19 protein-coding genes are annotated in these 21,085 nt (G+C 39.8%); 8 read left to right on the top strand and 11 right to left on the bottom strand.

What is annotated here, in order from left to right; all coding sequences use genetic code 11:
• Positions 1 to 169 precede the first annotated feature (169 nt).
• Complete coding sequence (locus ACZ48L_RS01765; protein WP_008822523.1) at positions 170 to 1,915, bottom strand: phospho-sugar mutase; 1,746 nt, start codon at positions 1,913 to 1,915, stop codon at positions 170 to 172.
• A 174-nt stretch (positions 1,916 to 2,089) separates the two neighbouring features.
• Here ACZ48L_RS01765 and ACZ48L_RS01770 point away from each other — a divergent pair, with 174 nt between their 5' ends.
• A complete protein-coding gene (locus ACZ48L_RS01770; RefSeq protein ID WP_008822524.1) occupies positions 2,090 to 2,452 on the top strand; it encodes a DUF4491 family protein in 363 nt (120 codons plus the stop codon).
• 23 nt (positions 2,453 to 2,475) lie between these two features.
• On the opposite strand, the gene rlmH is transcribed toward ACZ48L_RS01770, so the two are convergent.
• Genes rlmH through ACZ48L_RS01790 form a run of 4 tightly spaced genes read right to left on the bottom strand, consistent with a single transcriptional unit; the run spans position 2,476 to position 4,805 of the window.
• Positions 2,476 to 2,946, bottom strand: a complete 471-nt coding sequence (rlmH, locus tag ACZ48L_RS01775; protein WP_025790401.1) for a 23S rRNA (pseudouridine(1915)-N(3))-methyltransferase RlmH — start codon at positions 2,944 to 2,946, stop codon at positions 2,476 to 2,478.
• A complete protein-coding gene (locus ACZ48L_RS01780; protein WP_373272810.1) occupies positions 2,906 to 3,517 on the bottom strand; it encodes a Maf-like protein in 612 nt (203 codons plus the stop codon). The genes rlmH and ACZ48L_RS01780 overlap by 41 nt, the downstream gene beginning before the upstream one ends.
• Complete coding sequence (locus tag ACZ48L_RS01785) at positions 3,511 to 4,029, bottom strand: KdsC family phosphatase (RefSeq protein WP_025790398.1); 519 nt, start codon at positions 4,027 to 4,029, stop codon at positions 3,511 to 3,513. Before ACZ48L_RS01785 ends, ACZ48L_RS01780 begins: the two co-directional genes overlap by 7 nt.
• Complete coding sequence (locus tag ACZ48L_RS01790; RefSeq protein ID WP_025790397.1) at positions 4,029 to 4,805, bottom strand: Rossmann-like and DUF2520 domain-containing protein; 777 nt, start codon at positions 4,803 to 4,805, stop codon at positions 4,029 to 4,031. Before ACZ48L_RS01790 ends, ACZ48L_RS01785 begins: the two co-directional genes overlap by 1 nt.
• Before the next feature lie 131 nt (positions 4,806 to 4,936).
• Between ACZ48L_RS01790 and kdsB the strand changes: the two genes are divergently transcribed.
• Entirely contained in the window at positions 4,937 to 5,683 is a 747-nt protein-coding gene (gene kdsB, locus ACZ48L_RS01795) for a 3-deoxy-manno-octulosonate cytidylyltransferase (protein WP_008822529.1), read from the top strand.
• Positions 5,684 to 6,268: 585 nt separating this feature from the next.
• Here kdsB and dnaB read toward each other — a convergent pair.
• On the bottom strand, positions 6,269 to 7,783 hold the full coding sequence (gene dnaB / locus ACZ48L_RS01800) for a replicative DNA helicase (protein ID WP_008822530.1): 1,515 nt from the start codon (positions 7,781 to 7,783) through the stop codon (positions 6,269 to 6,271).
• 83 nt (positions 7,784 to 7,866) lie between these two features.
• On the opposite strand from dnaB, the gene ispE reads away from it, so the two are divergent.
• A complete protein-coding gene (gene ispE / locus ACZ48L_RS01805) occupies positions 7,867 to 8,706 on the top strand; it encodes a 4-(cytidine 5'-diphospho)-2-C-methyl-D-erythritol kinase (protein WP_008822531.1) in 840 nt (279 codons plus the stop codon).
• Positions 8,707 to 8,772: 66 nt separating this feature from the next.
• On the opposite strand, the gene ACZ48L_RS01810 is transcribed toward ispE, so the two are convergent.
• The 3 genes from ACZ48L_RS01810 to mazG are packed head-to-tail and all read right to left on the bottom strand — an operon-like array spanning position 8,773 to position 11,161.
• Positions 8,773 to 9,687 carry a ribonuclease Z gene (locus ACZ48L_RS01810; RefSeq protein WP_025790396.1) on the bottom strand — a complete coding sequence of 305 codons (915 nt, stop codon included), beginning with the start codon at positions 9,685 to 9,687 and terminating at the stop codon, positions 8,773 to 8,775.
• Between the two features lie 17 nt (positions 9,688 to 9,704).
• Positions 9,705 to 10,262 (bottom strand): lipocalin-like domain-containing protein, encoded by a 558-nt coding sequence (locus ACZ48L_RS01815; protein ID WP_008822533.1) that lies wholly within the window; start codon positions 10,260 to 10,262, stop codon positions 9,705 to 9,707.
• Positions 10,263 to 10,282: 20 nt separating this feature from the next.
• Positions 10,283 to 11,161: a nucleoside triphosphate pyrophosphohydrolase gene (mazG, locus tag ACZ48L_RS01820; RefSeq protein ID WP_008822534.1), complete on the bottom strand. Its 879-nt coding sequence runs from the start codon at positions 11,159 to 11,161 to the stop codon at positions 10,283 to 10,285.
• 146 nt (positions 11,162 to 11,307) lie between these two features.
• On the opposite strand from mazG, the gene ACZ48L_RS01825 reads away from it, so the two are divergent.
• Positions 11,308 to 14,001: a valine--tRNA ligase gene (locus tag ACZ48L_RS01825; protein WP_025790393.1), complete on the top strand. Its 2,694-nt coding sequence runs from the start codon at positions 11,308 to 11,310 to the stop codon at positions 13,999 to 14,001.
• 469 nt (positions 14,002 to 14,470) lie between these two features.
• Entirely contained in the window at positions 14,471 to 14,917 is a 447-nt protein-coding gene (locus ACZ48L_RS01830) for an HU family DNA-binding protein (protein ID WP_025790391.1), read from the top strand.
• Between the two features lie 114 nt (positions 14,918 to 15,031).
• Here the strand turns inward: ACZ48L_RS01830 and ACZ48L_RS01835 are convergent, their stop codons facing one another.
• Both ACZ48L_RS01835 and nth read right to left on the bottom strand, forming a co-directional pair.
• On the bottom strand, positions 15,032 to 15,742 hold the full coding sequence (locus ACZ48L_RS01835) for a DUF2461 domain-containing protein (protein WP_008822537.1): 711 nt from the start codon (positions 15,740 to 15,742) through the stop codon (positions 15,032 to 15,034).
• Positions 15,743 to 15,787: 45 nt separating this feature from the next.
• Positions 15,788 to 16,435 (bottom strand): endonuclease III, encoded by a 648-nt coding sequence (nth, locus tag ACZ48L_RS01840; RefSeq protein WP_008822538.1) that lies wholly within the window; start codon positions 16,433 to 16,435, stop codon positions 15,788 to 15,790.
• Between the two features lie 102 nt (positions 16,436 to 16,537).
• Between nth and ACZ48L_RS01845 the strand changes: the two genes are divergently transcribed.
• The 3 genes from ACZ48L_RS01845 (at position 16,538) to ACZ48L_RS01855 (ending at position 21,064) form a co-directional block, all read left to right on the top strand.
• Positions 16,538 to 16,759, top strand: a complete 222-nt coding sequence (locus ACZ48L_RS01845) for a hypothetical protein (RefSeq protein ID WP_008822539.1) — start codon at positions 16,538 to 16,540, stop codon at positions 16,757 to 16,759.
• A gap of 469 nt (positions 16,760 to 17,228) precedes the next feature.
• A complete protein-coding gene (gene ftcD / locus ACZ48L_RS01850; RefSeq protein ID WP_025790389.1) occupies positions 17,229 to 18,932 on the top strand; it encodes a glutamate formimidoyltransferase in 1,704 nt (567 codons plus the stop codon).
• Between the two features lie 122 nt (positions 18,933 to 19,054).
• Positions 19,055 to 21,064 carry a urocanate hydratase gene (locus tag ACZ48L_RS01855; protein ID WP_036870697.1) on the top strand — a complete coding sequence of 670 codons (2,010 nt, stop codon included), beginning with the start codon at positions 19,055 to 19,057 and terminating at the stop codon, positions 21,062 to 21,064.
• Positions 21,065 to 21,085 lie beyond the last annotated feature (21 nt).

The following is a 21,085-nucleotide window of genomic DNA, read 5'->3' on the forward strand; positions in this document are numbered from 1 at the left end:
ACAACTATAAGTGACTTTACAAAATAGATTTATTGCATTAAGGTATTATGGTGTTCTAACGCCAAATAAATGCATAATAATAAGAGGATGTATTATTTTGATACATCCTCTTATTTTTCATATATAAGTATTTTTTCTTCTACTAAAAAGAAGGTCTACAGAATAAGCTCTACAACTTCAAACTCTTCTTGATTTCCTCTATTTTCGTTACGGCACGTTGTTCACAAGCCGGGTAGTCTGAAGCAGAGCACATTTTATCTTTTATTTCAAGATAGAATTTAATCTTAGGCTCAGTACCTGAGGGACGAACACTCACTTTGGTTCCGTCCGAACAAAACCATTGTAATACATTACTTGTATCAGGCATGTCTATTTTTTCATTACTACCATCAACCTTTGTCATCTCAAGACTTTGGTAATCTTTATAAATACTAATTGGACTTCCACCAAGATCTTTTGGAGGGTTAGTACGGAAGTCTTTCATCATTTGTTGAATCTCATCTGCGCCACTCTTACCTGGTCGTTCTACGTTAATCGTATGCTCATGGCTATACCCGTATTCCAAATATATATCCATGAGAATATCATACAAAGTCTTACCATGATCTTTTGCATATGCACAAATCTCTGCTAACAATGAGCAAGCGCTTACAGCATCTTTATCGCGCACAAAGTCCTCTGCAAGAAATCCATAACTTTCTTCTCCACCACCAATATACTGTTGCTTACCTTCTGATATAGCAATTTCACGTGCAATCCACTTAAATCCTGTGTAGCAATCACGCATTTCTACATGTTGTTTTTCAGCTATCTTGCGAATAACTTCTGTTGTGACAATTGTCTTCACTATAAAATCAGTAGGCTTCATCTTACCAACAGCTTGACGATTGGTGATAATATACCAAAGAAAAATAAGACAAGTCTGGTTACCATTTATCAAAACCCATTCACCATTACTGTCCTTGCAAGCCATGCCAACTCGGTCAGCATCAGGGTCTGATGCCATAAGTATATCAGCATCAAGTGCTTTAGCATCACGTAAACCCAATGTCAGTGCTTCCGCTATTTCAGGATTAGGACGATCCACAGTAGGAAAGTTCCCATCTTTCACCATCTGCTCTTTTACACAGTGTACATTATCAAATCCCCATAGAGCTAAAGAACGAGGAATCATAACCCGTCCTGCACCATGAAGTGGAGTATAAACAATCTTCAAATCATGCTGATGTTTAATCACTTCAGGATCTATGCTAACAGTCTTTACCCGATCAAGATAAGGTTTGTCTATATCCTCGCCTATTGATTGAATTAAAGCTTTATTCCCTTCAAACTTAACATCTTCAATCTTTACCTTATTAACCTCATCTATAATACCTTTATCGTGTGGAGCAAGTACTTGAGCTCCATCCTCCCAATAAGCTTTATAACCGTTGTATTCTCGTGGATTATGACTAGCTGTGATATTTACACCTGCTTGAGCCTTTAGATAGCGGATTGCAAAAGAACATTCAGGAGTTGGACGCAGGTCTTCAAAAAGATAAACCTTAATACCATTAGCTGAGAAAATATTTGCAACAGTTTCTGCAAAAAGGCGAGAGTTATTACGGCAATCATGACAAACGACTACACTTATTTGCTTCTTATCCTTAAAATTAATTTTCAGATAATTAGCAAACCCCTGCGTAGCCATACCGACTGTGTAGATATTCATTCGGTTAGAACCAGCACCCATGATACCACGAAGACCACCTGTTCCGAACTCCAAATCTTTATAAAAGCTCTCTATCAGATCAGTCTTATCCTCATTAGCGATCATTCTATTTACAGCTGAACGTGTCTCTTCGTCAAAAGCAGGAGACAACCACTGCTTTGCTTTGCTTTCGCATTGCGCAATAAGCGCTTGGTTATTTTCCATAATTTAAGTTTTTCTATTATCTTCTTATCTGCAAATATAGTCAATTATTCTGAGAATATCTCTTGAAAATATTTTTTTTTTGTATTTTTGCACCTATAAAATTAAGAAGATTATAGGTCTTCTTATTATATTATAATAGTATTTTAAATATAAACATCTAAAACTTAGACTAAAATGGGTATAAACTTCGAAGGAATTCTACTCGCAATATGTACATTTCTCATAATTGGACTATGTCATCCTTTGGTCATTAAAACGGAATATTATTTTGGAACAAAACCTTGGTGGATATGGCTTATATCTGGGCTGGCATGTTGTATTGGTGCGCTGTTTATTAAAAGTGTTTTCTGGTCTGCTCTCCTTGGTGTACTTGGAGCATCTCTTCTTTGGGGAATTGGCGAGCTTTTAGCTCAAGAAAAACGTGTAGCGAAAGGTTGGTTCCCAATGAATCCAAAACGCAAAGAACATTATAAAGACATAAAGACAGACGAACATCTCTGCCCTATATGCAAAGAGGAAATCCCTGAGGAAGGATAAAGGCATTCTACTACCTACTCTTTTTATTCATGATGGTAAGGTTCTCCTTTTATAATAGTACAAGCACGATAAAGTTGTTCAGTAAAGATGAGTCTTACCATTTGATGCGAGAAGGTCATACGAGAAAGAGAGATTTTTTCGTTTGACCGCGCATAGATATTAGGTGAGAAACCATAGGGACCACCTATAATAAAAACAAGTCGACGAGCTATATTTTGTTTTTGTTTTAACCATTTAGCATACTCAACAGAGCGGAGTTCCATCCCATGCTCATTTAGCAATACCACGGTATCACCTGGATGAATTTCTTTCAAAATCAATTCTCCCTCTTTCTGTTTCTGTTGTTCTTCCGATAGGCTCTTAGTATTCTTTAGTTCAGGAATAATTATTATAGAAAAGGGAATATAATGCCCTATCCTACTCACATATTCATCTATCCCCACCTTAAATACTTTATTCTGCGTTTTCCCAACAAGGATTAATACCGTCTTCATTTTTTATTTCCTCCCATATTCTTTGTACAGGCAAACCCATAACATTAAAATAGCTACCCTTTAATGCCGTAACACCTACATAGCCTATCCATTCTTGAATACCATATGCCCCAGCTTTATCAAACGGCTTATAATTCATTATATAATAAGTTATCTCTTGCTCTGATAAATCCTTGAATGTAACTTCAGTGGTCACTGAAAAAGAGCGTTGAAACTGTTTTGTTGTTAAACATACCCCCGTTACAACCTGATGCGATCGTCCACTAATCAAATGGAGCATTCTTCGAGCATCTATCACATCTCTAGGTTTACCTAGTACTTGCTGATCTACAACAACGACAGTATCAGCAGTAATAACAAGTTCATCCTCCTGCAATCCTTGCTTATAAGCATTTGCCTTTTCACATGCTATATACTTGGCAACATCCTCTGCAGGAAGATTATTAGGATAGGACTCTTCTATACCTGGCAAGACTTTAACTTCAAATTCAACACCTAATCCAACTAATAGCTCCTTACGGCGAGGTGAATTACTGGCCAAAATAATCTTTTTCATATCACCATTTACCATCCAAAAGCTTTTTCATTCAAGACCCATTTCCCTTGTGCTTTCATAACTTGCTCAAGGATGTCACGTGCAACTCCATCCCCACCCTTTACATCACTCACATATGTAGATATATGCTTAATTTCAGAACATGCATCCTTTGGGCAACATGCACAACCTGCACGCTGCATTACTTCATAATCTGGAATATCATCACCTACATATATAATCTCTTCTTCCTTAAGTGCGTATTTATGTAAGAATTCACTCCACACATTTATCTTCATGGAACAATTTATATAAACATCCTTAACTCCAAGATAATCATATCGTAATCTTATATTATCATTATGCCCACCTGTCATGATAGCTAAATGTAACCCATGCTTCACCGCAAGCTGGATAGCATAGCCATCCTTTATGTTTATTGTACGAATAGGTTCTCCCTTATCATCCATCTGGATTGTCTCAGCTGATAAGACTCCATCTACATCAAAAACGATGGCTTTAATTTTCTTTAAGTCGTAGTTTATCATTACTGTTTATTTTGTTCATGAATATCTTTTGAAATCATCCCATAAATAGCCTGCTTACTTGGAAACGAAGACATCAAATTCATTTGCTTCTCTATTATATTTTTATCCCATCTCACTGCAGGACCAGTCTGTGCATCTTTGGGATTAATGTCATGCACCTTTTGTGTAGTTTCATTTATAAGAGGTATTATCACATTAAACGGAATATCCTTATTCTCAAGTATATCTGCGGCAACACTATAGCAATAGTTTACAAAATTACATGCCCATACAGCTGCAAGATGTAGATATTGCCGATCATTTGTACTTAAAGAAATAACATAATCTGATATTGATGAAGCAATATCTCTTATTTCTTGTACTGTATCATTTGCACTACCTTCGATAAATATAGGGATTTCTTTAAAATTAACTTTACGTGATTTCGAAAAAGTCTGCATTGGATAGAAAACCCCATATCGATTTGCAAAGCCCTTAAAACAATCTAGAGGCATAGAGCCTGCCGTATGCAAAAAAAGCTTATCCTTTTTGCCTCTACAAACATTAGGAATAAGCTGACAAAGTACACTATCTTTTACAGAAAAAATATATACATCTGCATCATTACGCAAGGAGTTTATATCCGTTATGGCCTCAGAATTAAGTTTATTAGCTAAATCCTGTGCAGATTCTTTAGTACGACTAAATACCTGAACAATAGGAAAACCAACTTCAGCTAGAGCCAGCCCCAACTGCGTTGCAAGATTACCTGCACCAACCATTATAATACTCTTCATGCCAACAAATTTAGTATTTTTTGCTGAAATATAGCAGTTGCGAGTTGTCTTTTTACGAAAGAATTATTATTTTTGCGTCTAGAGTTTCTGCTATTAGCAGACTTCATAAGAACTTCAACAAAAGAAAACAAATGAAATTTATAGGTATTATTCCTGCTCGCTATGCATCCTCTCGCTTCCCTGGCAAACCTTTAGCCATGCTCGGAGGAGAAACTGTTATAGAGCGTGTTTATAAACAGGTAAGCAGTATTCTAACTGATGTATATGTTGCAACAGATGATGAGCGCATTTCGAATACGGTCCAGTCATTTGGAGGTAAGGCTGTCATGACACGATCAGATCATAAAAGCGGAACCGACCGCATTTGCGAAGCCCTCGATAAAATCGGTATTTTTTATGATGTAGTCATCAACATTCAAGGAGATGAACCTTTTATTCAAAAGAGTCAGATAAAAACAGTGATGAATTGCTTTGATGATCCTCAAACGCAAATTGCAACATTAGGCAAACATTTTAAGTCGATGGAATCGGCAAAAAATCCAAATTCTCCAAAAATTGTTTTGGATAATAATTCTTATGCTCTTTATTTCTCCCGCTCTATTATACCTTTTGTGCGAGGGTATGAGAAATCCGAATGGATTGAACGATATCCTTTTCTAAAACACATTGGTCTCTACGCATACCGTACAGATGTCTTACGAGCAATTAGCCGTTTGCCACAATCCTCCCTTGAACTTGCAGAAAGTTTAGAACAACTTCGCTGGCTTCAGAACGGATACCGCATAAAAGTAGGACTCACTGATGTTGAAACCATAGGGATTGATACTCCTGAAGACTTAGAACGTGCAGAAATCTTTTTAAGAGAAAACAAAGTATAAGAGTGGAGAAAATAAAATCTCAAATATCTAAGTGAGGATGGGGAAAGCCCCCATCCTCACAATTCCTTCCTAATATAAAAAACTGATTGTAGCACTAGAAATCTTCTCTTTACAACAAACTTTAAATGGTGCTACCATTCAACTCGTATTGTGTTTAACTCTAGCACTCCTAGTGTTAACCATCAACACAAACCTAATGTATCACCTTTGTACATTACTGAGTAGCACACACACACATTTAATATATAACATATTAATAATAAACATATTACAAAACACAAACTAAAGAAACGCATTAATATATAATACTGAAGCTATCTCCAATTTACATGTGACTTTAACAAGCAAATTTCTTTATAATTCAGCAAAGAATTAAGACGGAGAATTTATATCTCTTCATAATATAGCTTGAACTATATATATGCCATTTTGGATTTTGCTGTCATTAGTATCACTCTAATAGAGAGCTAAAAATCTATGATATAGGAATTTACAGAAACTGTTAAAAATGACAGCAACATCAAACAAAAAATAAGAAGAAAATATATTCCCTCTTTTATAAGTTCTCTTGCATTTTCTCTAATTTCAAAAAGGAGGTTGAATCCCTGGAGGTGTAGGAGGCATAGGATCTTCATTTATCTTACTACCCACAATTTCACCACCAAACTGATCTTCGGGAAGAGGTGCAGTAAAATCGGTATCTTCTGGATTCGCAAAACGAGTATATTCCCCTCGGAAATTTAAAAGGACATCGCCAGTTGCGCCTTTGCGGTGCTTAGCAATAATAATCTGAGCCATACCATGTAAATCATTTCCTTTATCATCCTGAAGGATATGATAGTATTCTGGACGATGCACAAAAAGGACCATATCAGCGTCTTGCTCAATAGCACCTGACTCACGCAAGTCACTAAGTTGTGGACGTTTACCTTCAGCGCCATCACGTTGTTCAACTGCACGACTCAACTGTGAAAGAGCAAGTACTGGAATATTAAGCTCTTTTGCAAGACCTTTCAAAGAACGACTAATAGTGGAAACCTCCTCTTGACGACTATTAAATCGCATCCCATTTGCATTCATCAATTGCAAATAGTCAATCATAAGAATCTTAATGCCGTGCTCTCGCACTAAACGGCGTGCCTTTGTTCTAAGCTCAAAAATAGATAACCCAGGAGTATCATCAACATATATGGGAGCTCCTTGCATCTTTCGGATATTTGAATCAAACCTTTCCCATTCATCAGGTGTAAGCTGACCATTAAGAATCTTATTACCAGGTACTGAGCAAACATTAGATATAAGACGATTTACTAGCTGAACATTATTCATCTCAAGAGAGAAGAACGCTATGGGCTCACGATAATCAACGGCAATATTTTTTGCAATGCTCAGAGCAAATGAGGTCTTACCCATAGCAGGACGACCTGCAATAATCACAAGATCTGAAGCTTGCCATCCTGCCGTGATTTCATCAAGTTTATGAAATCCACTTGGAACACCAGTCAATCCACCATCTCGATTAGCAGCTTGAAGTAATAATTGGTGCGCCTGCTCTACAATTGTATCAATTTGTACATAGTCTTGCAACATATTCTTTTGAGAAATCTCAAAAAGAGTTCCTTCTGCTTTTTGCATCAACTCATCTACATCAACAGTCTCATCAAAAGCGTCAGTTTCTATCATTGATGCAAACTGGATAAGTTGCCGTGCTAGAAATTTCTGTGCAAGAATATGAGCATGATATTCTATATGGGCAGAAGAAGCTACATTAGAACTCAGCTCTACAACATAAGCAGGACCTCCTATTTCTTCTAAAGTTCCTTTATGTCGTAATTCCTCGGCCACAGTCATAATATCTACAGGTTTTTCCTGAAGATTTAACGATTGTATTGCCTCATAGATCTTCTGATGACGAGCCTCATAAAAAGTTTCGGGCTTGATAATCTCAGATACAACAGTAAAGGCATCCTTGTCTATCATAAGGGCACCTAAGACTACCTTCTCAATATCAGTAGCCTGTGGCTGTAAATGTCCAAAGGTCGTATCTATAGGAGCCTGCTTGCTCCTTCGATTGCTTTTACTATTACTTCTTTCTACCATTTGCCCACAAAATTACAAAAAATATTCCAATCATAACCGCATTATGCAACAGTTTTACTATCTTTGCAAAAAATAAAGAAGCTATGATTACATTCCCCTGCTGTAAAATCAATCTTGGTTTAAATATTGTATCCAAACGTCCTGATGGCTATCACAACCTTGAGACTATTTTCTACCCAGTACCACTCTGTGATGTACTTGAAATAAAGAAAATGGACGAAGAATTCCCATCAGACGTACAGTGTGACTTAAAGATAACAGGTAATCTAATCGATGGAGAAGAAAAAAATAATCTTGTTGTCAAAGCCTATAACCTTATAGCTGAAGACTACCAGTTACCCCGCGTTCACACACATCTATATAAACGTATTCCTACACAAGCTGGATTAGGAGGTGGATCGGCTGATGCAGCATATATGATTCGCCTTCTTGACGAACGTTTTCGGTTGAACATGGGTAATGCCGAGATGGAACGTTACGCAAGTAAGTTAGGAGCTGATTGCGCTTTTTTTATTCGTTCAGAAATATCATATGCAACGGGCATAGGAGACATACTGGCACCTGCAGACTCTGAAAGTGGAAATCTTAATGGATATTATTTAGTATTGATCAAACCTGATATAGCAGTATCAACAGCAGAGGCTTACGCAACCATAGAACCCCAACAGCCAATAAAATGTTGCCGTGACATAGTTAAACAACCTATCGATACATGGCGAACAGAATTATTTAATGATTTTGAGGTTCCTGTATTTAAGCGTTATCCAGAATTAAAAGCAATTAAAGAAAAGTTATACGAAAAAAATGCCCTTTATGCACAAATGTCTGGTAGCGGTAGTACTATCTTTGGTATTTTTGGAAGAAAGCCTGTAGATATAGAAAAGACTTTCCCTAATACATTTACATATGTCTGCAGACTATAGATAGGTTGATGGTAGATATTACCTTCTAATCTTTAACGATAGGAACAAAATCCTAACGTCTATGACTTATACATCAATAGTCATCCCTTCTTTACTAAGGAGTGTATTCGGGAAGACCTCCTTTGCTTCTTCCAAAATTTTCTCTTCATTTTGATATCTTGCAGAGAAATGACCTAACACTAGTTTACCGACGGAAGCATCCTTTGCTACAGTTGCAGCCTGACGAGAAGTACTATGCCAATATAGATGTGCACGGTCCTCATCTTCTGTAGCATAAGTACTTTCATGGTAAAGAGTACTGACACCTTTGACTATTTTATGCAGATTCTTCATATATCGGGTATCCGAACAATATGCATAACTTCTTGGAGCTTTCGCAGGAACTGTAAGCATACTATTAGGAATCTTTTCACCTTCTTCCGTTATCCAATCAGCCCCTGCTTTAATATTATTTATCTGACTAACAGGAATGTGATAAAAATCTATCATATCACGGCGGATATGGGGTAAAGTTGGTTTCTCTTTAAATAAATAACCACAGCATTCAATACGATGTTCTAAAGGAATGGATTCGACTGTCAAACCACGATCTTCGTAAATAATAGTTTGCTCCTTTGTAACAACTGGATGAAAGACCACCTTAAACTCTAGACCTTGACAAAAGAAATCAAGAGTCTGATTTAGTACTGGTTCATAAGCAGCAGGACCATATATATGCAGTGGAGCTGTACGTCCTGTCATTCCAAAAGTAGATATCATACCAGGGATGCCAAAGCAATGATCACCATGGAGATGACTAATAAAGACTGCTGTAATACGCGAGAAATGAATATGACAGCGACGCAATTGTATTTGTGTACCTTCTCCACAGTCAATCATAAAAAGCTTCTCCCTAAGTTCTACAACTTGAGAAGAAGCATAATGTTGCAAAGTAGGCAAAGCACTTCCACAGCCCAGGATGTGCACTTTAAATGGATCCATTCTATAAACAGATAGGGCTACTTTCCCCTATTAAACACGAATATACCATCCTTATTTTCTAAAGATAAAGCCTCAGCTCCGAGCTTATCTACCGTGAAAGTATCTTTCGAAAGGATAAGCTTTCCATTCCATATTTTCCATGTTGTCCATGGACTTTTCTCTGACTGAAGAGTAGAAGTAATCGTTCCATCCTCCTTTATTTCAAAATTGCGATCAAGGCTATGCCAGTTTCCAAACAAAGATGTAAGATTGATTGCTGAACGCATAAAACGATCACCATATTCTGTATAACCGATAATGGCAAAGCGATCGCCATTTATCTTACCTCCTTTAACCACCTCTGCAGTATCATTAGGATTGGCAAGAAACTCTATAGTATCACCTTTGTCTGTAAGAAGAATGATGGAGTTCATACCACCATCTACCATTGTTCCATATACAGTACTGTCCCCCGTCGTGAGCGTATCAGCATTCTTTGAAGATTGTTCTGCTATTGTCTTAGGCTTATTATCCTTACAAGAGGCAACCATTAAAAGGAGAAATAACGAAATAATGAGATAAAAAGAATTTTTCATATTGTGGAATTTATGTAGGTTTATTTATTTGTCTGTTTTGCTTCTTCCCAGAACTTATCCATCTCTTCTAGAGTAAGATCCTTTATATTAACTCCTTTCTCACGAGCTTTTTCTTCAATATAATTGAATCTTTTTATAAACTTCTGGTTAGTATGTTCAAGAGCATTATCAGGATTAATATGATAGAGTCGAGCAGCATTGATAAGAGAGAACATAAAATCACCAAACTCTTCAGCAGAATGTTCTTTGTCTCCTTTCTTCAGTTCAGCTTTTAATTCGTCCAATTCCTCATAAACCTTATCCCATACTTGCTCTTTCTCTTCCCAATCAAAGCCCACATTACGGGCTTTATCTTGTATTCGATAAGCTTTAATAAGGCTTGGTAAAGAATCAGGAACACCAGAAAGGACAGACGTATTTCCATCTCTTTCGCGTTGCTTCCGTTGTTCCCATGTTGATTCTACCTGCGTTGCAGTATCAGGTGCAGCTTGATGATTATTAGCCTGTTTATTCAATTCATCTTTGTACACAACCTGGCCATTGGTATTTACGACCATATCCTGCCGTGTTACCTCCCATCCAGTCCAATCAATAAAATCATGTCTGAACATGAGTTTATCCGATTGTGCATTGCAAACATCAGCGACATCAAACTCCTTTTTCTCCTGACCAAGCATAGAATAGAACACGACATGCTCCATAACATCGCCCAATTCCTTACAAATATTCTTTGAATCGTCCTTAAGAAGAGCGTCAGCTAACTCGAATGCTTCTTCAATAGTATTAGGGCGAAGACTCTCATTGGTCTGCTTTTTATCCCAAGGGCACTCTTTTCGAAGGCGTTCCTGAACATCCAATAAACGAGCAAAGGCTTTTAATTTTTCTTCTTTTGTATGCAATGTCTTGATGTTTAAAGTTAAAGATAAACGTTAAAGTACTTCTCTGTGAGTACTAATATCGTTGCAAAGATACACTTTTTAAGCGGATTTTTTGTACTTTTGCACCGTATTTTAAAGATAATAAAGAAATAAAAATATACGAAACAATGGAATTAGCAAGCAAGTATGATCCACAGGTTGTGGAATCAAAATGGTACCAGTACTGGCTGGACAATAAGCTATTCAGTTCTAAACCAGATGGCCGTGAGCCTTACACTGTGGTCATCCCACCTCCAAACGTTACGGGTGTGCTTCACATGGGGCACATGCTTAACAATACTATTCAGGACATTCTGGTAAGACGTGCCCGTATGGAGGGTAAGAATGCTTGCTGGGTTCCTGGAACAGACCATGCAAGTATTGCTACAGAAGCAAAGGTTGTTAACAAGTTAGCGCAGGAAGGTATTAAAAAGACTGACCTTACTCGCGAGCAATTTCTTGAGCATGCATGGGATTGGACACATGAACATGGAGGGATTATCCTGAAACAGTTGCGCCGACTGGGCTGCTCTTGTGATTGGGACCGTACTGCTTTCACCATGGATGACACCAGAAGCAAGAGTGTTATTAAGGTGTTCTGCGATTTATATAATAAAGGTTATATCTATCGTGGCGTGCGAATGGTCAATTGGGACCCACAGGCTCAGACTGCTCTGTCGGACGAGGAGGTTATCTATAAGGATGAACATTCCAAGCTTTATCACCTTAAATATTATGTTGCTGCGGACGATCAGGCTAAAGTTGAACGCAAAGACGAGGGTAACGTAATGCACAAAGACGAGAAAGGTTACTACGCTGTTGTTGCAACTACCCGTCCAGAGACGATTATGGGCGACTCGGCTATGTGCATCAATCCAGAGGATGTGAAGAATACATGGCTTAAAGGCTTGCATGTCATCGTACCATTAGTCAACCGCATAATCCCTGTTATCGAGGATTCATATGTAGATATCCAGTTTGGAACGGGTTGTTTGAAGGTTACTCCTGCACATGATGTCAACGACCATGCACTTGGTTTGAAGCACGGACTGGAGACAATTGACATTTTCAATGATAACGGAACCATTTCCGAGGCGGCTGGTTTATACGTAGGTCAGGACAGAATGGACGTGCGCAAGCAGATATCTAAGGACTTAGAGGCGGCTGGTTTGATGGAAAAGGTGGAAGACTATGACAACAAAGTGGGCTTCTCCGAGCGTACAAACGTGCCTATTGAGCCTAAACTCTCTACTCAGTGGTTCCTGAAGATGCAGCACTTTGCTGACATTGCGCTCGGTCCTGTTATGGATGATGAGATTGAGTTCTATCCAAAGAAATATAAGAATACGTACCGCCACTGGCTGGAAAACATCAAGGACTGGTGTATCAGTCGCCAGCTTTGGTGGGGACATCGTATTCCGGCATACTACTTTAAGGATGCAGAGGGTAAGAATGCTACCGTAGTTGCAGAGACCTCTGAGGAGGCTTTGAAGCTTGCTAAGGAGAAGAACCCTGCCGTAACTGCTGCAGATCTTGAGCAGGAAAGCGACTGTATGGACACATGGTTCTCAAGTTGGTTATGGCCTATTTCGGTGTTTGATGGTATCAATCATCCCGATAATGAGGAAATAAACTACTACTACCCTACCAGTGATCTTGTAACTGGTCCGGATATTATCTTCTTCTGGGTGGCACGAATGATCATGGCGGGCTATGAATATCGTGGGAAATTCCCATTCAAGCATGTTTATTTCACGGGTATTGTGCGTGATAAGCTCGGAAGGAAGATGAGCAAGAGTCTTGGCAATTCGCCTGACCCGATTATGCTTATTGAGAAATATGGTGCCGATGGTGTGCGCATGGGTATGATGCTTTCAGCTCCGGCGGGTAATGATATTCTCTTCGACGAGACGCTTTGCGAGCAGGGACGTAACTTCAATAATAAGATTTGGAATGCTTTCCGCCTCGTACAAGGTTGGGAGACTACGGAGATTGAGCAGCCGGAAGCGAACAGAATTGCCGTTGAATGGTTCGAAGCCAAGCTGAGAGCGGTGAATGCGGAGATGAACGATCAGTTCAAGAGCTATCGTATTTCTGAGGCTTTGATGACGGTTTACCGACTCTTCTGGGACGAGTTTTCAAGCTGGTACTTGGAGATGATTAAGCCAGAATACGGCAAGCCTATTGACAAAGTGACCTACGATGCGACGCTAAGCTTCTTCGATAATCTGCTAAAGATGCTGCATCCTTTCATGCCTTTCATCACCGAAGAGCTCTGGCAGCACATTTATGACCGCAAGGACAGCGAGAGTATCATGCGTGATGAGCTGAAGATTCCGGCTCCAACGCAGGCTGAAGAGAAGCTGATCAGCGATATTGAGCAGGTGAAAGCCATCGTCGGCGGTGTCAGAACGGTGCGCAATCAGAAGAATATTGCTCCGAAGGTTGAGCTTGAACTTGACGTTATCGGGCAGAACAACTATGAGGCTTACAACAGTGTTATCCGCAAGATGGCGAACTTGAAAGCTATCGAAGTGGTTGAAGAGAAGCCAGGCGATGCGTCAGGATTCATGGTCGGAACGGACAGTTTCGCAGTGCCTGTAGGCGATTTGATTGATGTTGCTGCCGAAATAGAGAAGCAGGAGAAGGAGCTTAACCACTTGGAAGGCTTCCTTGCAGGCATCAAGAAGAAACTTTCCAACGAGAATTTCGTGGCGCATGCTCCTGCAGCCGTCATCGAACGTGAGCGCAAAAAGCAGAGTGATTCTGAAGAAAAGATTGCAGCCCTCAAGGCAAGTCTTGAAGAATTAAGAAAGAAGTAAATAAAAATTACCTATCAATACGTGAGTAGGAGATGAGCATAATAGCCAACGGCATGCTTATCTCCTACTCTCTTTTTAGGCTGAAAGGCAGCAGAAAAACAACCGTTTTCAGCCCATTTTCTACACGTTTATAAGTAGCTGATTATCAGAGCGATATAAAACCATCATACTCTCTCAAAAAAAAGTATATACTTTTCCACTAAATAGTATATACTTTTCCACTAAAAAGTATATACTTTTTTTGTGAAACCTATAGACTTTTCTGGTGAAAGGTATATACGTTTTTAGCAAATAGTATATTCTTCTAAGAAAAGAAGATTACAAAACAACTCGGAAAAAAGTAATCTTATTTATTTTATTGTCCGAATATTTTCACTAAATTTGTAGCGATTAACCTGGGTGTCAGTTCTGTGAAGAGTACAGATAACCTCACTCTAGTTTTATAAAAAACATAGTATTATTTTATTGTATGGACTATTCACTGAGTAAAAGAAAAGTAAATCTTGGTGCTTTAAAAGGCAAAGAAGTGTTCGTTGCAAGTGCTGTTTGTCAGAAACATCACATCACTTTTGACGAACTTTGTGAGCGCATGGCAGACGATTCAACAGTAGGACAGGCTGACATTGCCGCTGTGTTCTATCGTTTCCGCAAGGTTTTGAACCAACTCTGTTCGCAGGGTTTCATCGTTGACGGCGGTCCGCTCGGTACATTCCGCCCAACATTCACCTCGAAAGCAGTGCTGAAAGAGGAGGATTTCAAGCCGGCAGAATGCATAACAAGGACGCAGATTCTCTTCACCCCATCCACCGAATTCCGCAAACTGAAGGACGTTGAGTTCTTCCGCGTAGCAGTGCAGGAAAAGAAAAAAGGCAAGGATGACAAGAAGAAGAAAGAAGAAACAGGCGGTACACCTTAATCCTTAGCCAGCAGGAACAGAGTTTTCCTAAACGTATTATCCCCCTCTTCGGTCAGACTGAAGAGAGGGATAATCTTTTTTCACCTTATATTATAGGCAGAACGCCACGCCGTTCTACTCGTAATCATCCACCACATTATTAATAAAGTCCATCATCGGCTTGCCCGTCTTGCAGATGTTTTCCAACTTCTCCTGCCACTTATCACCCTCAAAGAAGTCATCGGGAACGGAAACCCAGCAGCAATAATCCTTCATTCGTAGATACTGCAGGAACTCATAATCCTTTGGGAAACCCTTAGGAACAGTCTTCAAAGCAGCCAGACCGAAGCCCTTTTCGCTCACCTTGTCCTCAGTCCACTGCCCCGCATTCGGTAGTCCGAAGAGATTTACGAAGTCCTTATTCTCAACATCCTTTCGCCATTCATCAATATTCGCCATAATCTCGTTGCGACATGACGTAAGGATATTCGTCGGAAGCCAGTAACAACCCACCGCAATGAGGCAGTTTCCCGGCTGCAGATGAATATAATATCCACCCCGAAGCGCCTTCTTTCCATGCCCACAGATATAAGCTCCGAAGTGACGCTTATAAGGACTTTTATCAGGAGAAAAGCGCACATCACGGTAAAAACGGTAAGTGCAGTCCTTAGCCGTGAGATGGGAAACCTCATCATCAAAGGTAGAAAGGCAGGCAATCACCTTATCAATTCCCTCTTCAAAGTTAGCCTTTACGGCTTCAAACTCAGTCTTATTCTCTTGAAACCACTCTCGGTTATTGTTTGCAGCAATCCCCTTTAGGAAGTGCATTATCTTTCTTGTATCCATATTCTTCTATGAATTATCAGGAGTCAACGCCCCTTAATTACTCTTTCACAACTTACTATCTTTCATCAGCTTCGGACAAATCGCATCAAAAGGACAATGTTCACAATCAGGCTTAGCACTCTTGCAGACATAACGCCCATGAAGTAATATCCAATGATGCGCATCAGAAACCTCATCCGTAGAGATGTTCTTCATCAAATAATCCTCAACCTTACGCGGATTGTTCGCCGTAGATGGGACTAAACCCAGTCGGTGACTGACACGATATACATGCGTATCTACAGCCAACGTCGGTTTTCCAAACCAGACAGCCTGTATAACATTCGCCGTTTTACGCCCCACTCCCGGCAATTGCGTCAGCTCATCAGGGTCGGACGGTACCTCTCCGCCGAACTTCTCAACCAGCATCTTCGACATCTCCACCAGATGTGTCGCCTTCGCATTCGGATAAGAAACACTCTTTACATATTCAAAAACATCCTCAACAGTAGCCTTTGCCATAGCTTTCGCATCAGGATAATGACGGAACAACTCCGGAGTAATAGCATTAATCCGCTTGTCCGTACATTGGGCAGATAGCAATGTCGCACAAAGCAACTGAAAAGCTGAACCAAAATTCAGCTCAGTCGTCACGTGTCCAACATTCTTTCGGAAGTATCCTAATACAAAATCATATCTTTCTTTTCTCGTCATCTTGCTCGTTCTTTTATGCAAAGGTACTGAAAATCTGCAGATTATTTGGCGTTTTCCGAAAGTTAATGTACTTTTGCATCATAAATAAAAACAAATCAAATTATGACAACTCCAATGATAGGACTGATTGCACTGCTTATTATTTCATTAGTTGGCTGGGCAATCGCAGAACTTAAAAGCAAAAGTATCACTTTCACCCACTCAGAAGCAGAGGAAGAGGGAGAAGAAGAAATGAGAGAGGCTTATGAAGCCAATGGAAATAAAGAACTGAATCTTAAAGATTTGCTCGCTCGTAACAGCACGAAAGGTTACAAGGCAATCTAAGAAAACAATAAAAACAAAGAACGGAAGCTATCATCTGATATAGCTTCCGTTCTTTATTTATAGAATAAACCATCACTCACATTATTCCCTTTCCCTTTTATAATATCATCAGAAACTGCTCAATAATTCATCGGAAACTATTAAGAATACCATTGAGAAACATTAAGGATATCACTGATAACCACTATGAATATCATTGAAAAACATTAAGAATATCACTGGTAACTACTAACAAAATCATTGAAAAACATTAAGGATATCACTGGCAACCACTAAGAATATCATTGAAAAACATTAAGAATATCACTGGTAACTACTAACAAAATCATTGAAAACTACTAAAGGCCAAGAAGTTCCTACCATAATTAACCCTACTTTTCCCATTAAATATTTTGTTTTCCAGTAACTTATTTGTATTTTTACGCACGAAAACCTAAACTATCGTGAATTTCTAAATCTAAAAACAAATATGGTACAGGAAAAACAAATTATCGAGTGTGTTCCTAATTTCAGTGAAGGACGTAACAAAGATGTTATCAAACAGATTACTGATGAGGTAGAACAAGTCAAAGGTGTCAAGCTTTTGGATATTGATCCAGGAGAAGCTACCAATAGAACCGTAGTAACCTTTGTTGGTGAACCACAAGTAGTCATGGAAGCTGCATTCCGTTGTGTCAGGAAAGCTGCACAACTTATAGATATGCGCCAGCATCATGGTGCTCATCCTCGTATGGGTGCAACTGATGTTTGTCCCCTAATCCCAGTCTCTGGTATTACTTTAGAGGAGTGTGCTCACCTTGCGCGTCAGTTGGCTGAACGCATTGCCAACGAACTAAACATCCCTTGCTATTGCTATGAAGCCTCAGCCTTTACTCCTGAAAGAAAAAATCTTGCTGTATGCCGAGAGGGTGAATATGAAGGACTTGCTAAACGCATGAGTACAATAGGAGAAAAACCAGATTATGGTGCACGCGAATGGGACGAGCAGATGGCACGGACAGGATGTACAGCTGTAGGAGCACGTGACTTCCTTATCGCTACAAACTTCAACCTAAATACTACTTCTACACGTCGCGCAAATGCAATAGCTTTTGATGTAAGAGAAAAAGGTCGGCCAAAACGTGAAGGAGGATCACCTGTTGGCAAACCTATGAAGAATGAAAATGGTGAGATCATTATGATACCTGGGACTTTAAAAGATACCAAGGCGATAGGTTGGTTTATAGATGAATACGGTATTGCACAGGTGTCAATGAACATTACTAATATCAACACTACCCCACTCCACATTGCTTTCGATGAAGTCTGCCGATGTGCACAAAACAGAGGTATTCGTGTCACAGGAACAGAAATTGTCGGTTTGATTCCAAAACGGACACTAACTGAAGCTGGAGCATATTTCCTTAAAAAACAAAATCGCTCGACGGGTATTCCCGAAGAGGATATTATAAAAATAGCTATCAAGTCCATGGGGCTTGATGATTTGAAGCCTTTCAACCCAAGAGAGAAAGTCATCGAATATCTATTAGAGGATGCTGAAAAGAAACAAAAACTCATTGACCTGACAGTTAAGGAATTTGCTGATGAAACTTCACGCGAGTCACCAGCACCAGGTGGAGGAACAATCTCAGCCTATATGGGAGCTTTGGGTGCTGCACTAGGAACAATGGTGGCTAATTTATCTAGCCATAAAGCTGGATGGGATGCCCGTTGGGAAGAATTCAGCAACTGGGCAAATAAGGGTCAAGCTATCCAATCTGAACTAATGGTACTAGTTGATGAAGATACCGAGGCATTCAACCGTATCATGTCAGCCTTTGGACTACCTAAGGAATCTGCAGAAGAAAAGACTGCCCGCTCAATGGCTATACAAGAAGCGACCTTGTTTGCTACGGAAGTACCATTACATACAATGCAAGCTTCATACAAAGTATTTGAACTCTGCCAGGCAATGGCAGAAGAGGGTAATCCCAATAGTGTTTCAGATGCAGGTGTAGGTGTACTTGCTGCTCGCGCTGCTGTTCTTGGGGCAGGACTTAATGTGAAAATCAATGCATCAGGCTTGAAAGATAAGCAAAAAGCAGAGCAACTAGTAAGCGAAGCAAATATACTGATTAATAAAGCCAATGAAGCAGAGAAGGAGATTATGAAGATAGTTGAAGCAAAGCTCTAACTCCCTCTATATATTATTCTAACTCTCTATATATAATTCTATATATAATAAGGTGTAATATTTCATCCACATAAAAGGACTATTACACCTTTCATAAACATGAATAAAACACCTAGACAACTATGACAAAAGAAGAATTCATTAGAGATATCTGTACAGGCATACCTGATACTTTACCAGAACTACAGGCATACGATCCCACTATCAATCATGCCCCCAAACGGAAAGATATTCTCACTAAGGAAGAAAAAAAGCTTGCTTTACGTAATGCATTACGATACTTCCCGAAGAAATTCCATAAGACACTAGCCCACGAATTCGCCGAGGAGCTACGACAGTACGGAAGAATCTATATGTACCGATTCCGCCCATCTTATGATATGTACGCTCGTCCTATAAGTGAATATCCTTGTATATCTAAACAGGCGGGAGCAATTATGATGATGATCCAGAATAATTTGGATAAAGCTGTTGCACAACATCCACACGAATTAATAACATATGGAGGAAATGGTGCTGTATTTCAAAACTGGGCACAATACAGGCTTACAATGAAGTATTTGAGTGAGATGACCGACGAGCAAACATTAGTTATGTATTCTGGGCACCCTCTTGGACTATTCCCTTCACATAAAAATGCTCCACGAGTCATAGTTACCAATGGTATGGTTATACCTAATTATTCCAAACCTGATGATTGGGAACGACTTAATGCCCTTGGTGTAAGCCAATATGGGCAGATGACAGCCGGCTCATACATGTACATTGGACCACAAGGTATTGTACATGGAACTACTATCACTGTCCTGAATGCAGCACGCAAACGATTGAAGGAGGGAGAGACCAGTATAAAAGGAATGCTCTTCGTTACTTCTGGCTTAGGAGGTATGTCTGGTGCTCAACCTAAGGCTGGTAACATAGCAGGTGTAGTAAGTATTACGGCTGAAATAAACCCACTTGCGGCACAGAAACGCTATGACCAAGGTTGGGTTGATGAACTTCATACCTCGCTCGACGAACTTATCCCTGTAGCATTGAAGGCTATTGAAGAGAGGCGAACAGTCTCTATGGCCTATGTGGGGAATGTCGTTGACCTTTGGGAACGTTTGGCTGCAGAAGACATACACGTAGATTTAGGAAGTGATCAAACCTCCCTTCACAATCCATGGGCAGGTGGCTATTACCCTGTAGGACTTTCTTTAGAAGAGTCTAAGCGTATGATGGCAGAGGAGCCACTACTGTTTAAAGAGAGAGTTCAGGAGTCTTTACGCCGTCAGGTGGCAGCTATTAACAAGCTGACAGCAAAAGGTATGTACTTTTTCGACTATGGTAATGCCTTCCTCTTGGAGTCAAGTCGTGCGGGAGCGGACATCATGAAGAAAGATGGTAAGTTCCGTTATCCATCTTACGTACAGGATATTATGGGGCCGATGTTCTTTGACTATGGCTTTGGACCATTCCGTTGGGTTTGCTCATCAGGTGACCCAAAAGACTTGGAAACATCCGACCGCATTGCAACGGAAGTATTGGAAAAAATACGCAAGACAGCAACTCCAGATATTATTGGTCAACTTGACGATAATATTCATTGGATAAAAGAAGCAGGAAAGAATCATTTAGTTGTTGGTTCCCAGGCTCGTATCCTATATGCAGACTCGGAAGGTCGCACCAAGATTGCCTTGGCTTTCAATGAAGCAATACGTAAGGGAGAAATCTCTCGACCTATCGTTCTGGGACGTGATCACCATGATGTGTCGGGAACAGACTCTCCTTTCCGTGAGACATCTAACATATATGACGGCTCACAGTTCTGTGCTGATATGGCTGTACAGAATGTTATCGGCGACTCTTTCCGTGGTGCAACATGGGTATCTATCCACAATGGAGGCGGTGTTGGCTGGGGAGAAGTTATCAATGGTGGCTTCGGTATGGTGATTGATGGTAGCAAAGACTCTGACCGTCACATCCGTCAGATGCTCCTCTGGGATGTCAACAACGGCATAGCACGTCGTAGCTGGGCTCGCAACACAGGTTCTATTGATGCTATTCGAAGAGAGATGGAACGTACCCCAGGACTCTGTGTCACACTCCCTAACATTGTTGATGATGATGTTATAAACACTGCTTTTTAATCATTTAAATCTATTATACTA

Source organism: Prevotella histicola (genome assembly GCF_055385135.1).

Coding starts and splice junctions, on each gene's coding strand:
- nth (WP_008822538.1), bottom strand. CDS start 16,435: ATGACGAGAAAAGAAAGATATGATTTTGTATTAGGATACTTCCGAAAG.
- ACZ48L_RS01790 (WP_025790397.1), bottom strand. CDS start 4,805: ATGAAGAGTATTATAATGGTTGGTGCAGGTAATCTTGCAACGCAGTTG.
- kdsB (WP_008822529.1), top strand. CDS start 4,937: ATGAAATTTATAGGTATTATTCCTGCTCGCTATGCATCCTCTCGCTTC.
- ACZ48L_RS01770 (WP_008822524.1), top strand. CDS start 2,090: ATGGGTATAAACTTCGAAGGAATTCTACTCGCAATATGTACATTTCTC.
- ftcD (WP_025790389.1), top strand. CDS start 17,229: ATGGTACAGGAAAAACAAATTATCGAGTGTGTTCCTAATTTCAGTGAA.
- ACZ48L_RS01855 (WP_036870697.1), top strand. CDS start 19,055: ATGACAAAAGAAGAATTCATTAGAGATATCTGTACAGGCATACCTGAT.
- ACZ48L_RS01785 (WP_025790398.1), bottom strand. CDS start 4,029: ATGATAAACTACGACTTAAAGAAAATTAAAGCCATCGTTTTTGATGTA.
- rlmH (WP_025790401.1), bottom strand. CDS start 2,946: ATGAAGACGGTATTAATCCTTGTTGGGAAAACGCAGAATAAAGTATTT.
- ACZ48L_RS01810 (WP_025790396.1), bottom strand. CDS start 9,687: ATGGATCCATTTAAAGTGCACATCCTGGGCTGTGGAAGTGCTTTGCCT.
- ACZ48L_RS01830 (WP_025790391.1), top strand. CDS start 14,471: ATGGACTATTCACTGAGTAAAAGAAAAGTAAATCTTGGTGCTTTAAAA.
- ACZ48L_RS01845 (WP_008822539.1), top strand. CDS start 16,538: ATGACAACTCCAATGATAGGACTGATTGCACTGCTTATTATTTCATTA.
- ACZ48L_RS01835 (WP_008822537.1), bottom strand. CDS start 15,742: ATGGATACAAGAAAGATAATGCACTTCCTAAAGGGGATTGCTGCAAAC.
- ACZ48L_RS01780 (WP_373272810.1), bottom strand. CDS start 3,517: ATGGTAAATGGTGATATGAAAAAGATTATTTTGGCCAGTAATTCACCT.
- ACZ48L_RS01815 (WP_008822533.1), bottom strand. CDS start 10,262: ATGAAAAATTCTTTTTATCTCATTATTTCGTTATTTCTCCTTTTAATG.
- ACZ48L_RS01825 (WP_025790393.1), top strand. CDS start 11,308: ATGGAATTAGCAAGCAAGTATGATCCACAGGTTGTGGAATCAAAATGG.
- ACZ48L_RS01765 (WP_008822523.1), bottom strand. CDS start 1,915: ATGGAAAATAACCAAGCGCTTATTGCGCAATGCGAAAGCAAAGCAAAG.
- dnaB (WP_008822530.1), bottom strand. CDS start 7,783: ATGGTAGAAAGAAGTAATAGTAAAAGCAATCGAAGGAGCAAGCAGGCT.
- ispE (WP_008822531.1), top strand. CDS start 7,867: ATGATTACATTCCCCTGCTGTAAAATCAATCTTGGTTTAAATATTGTA.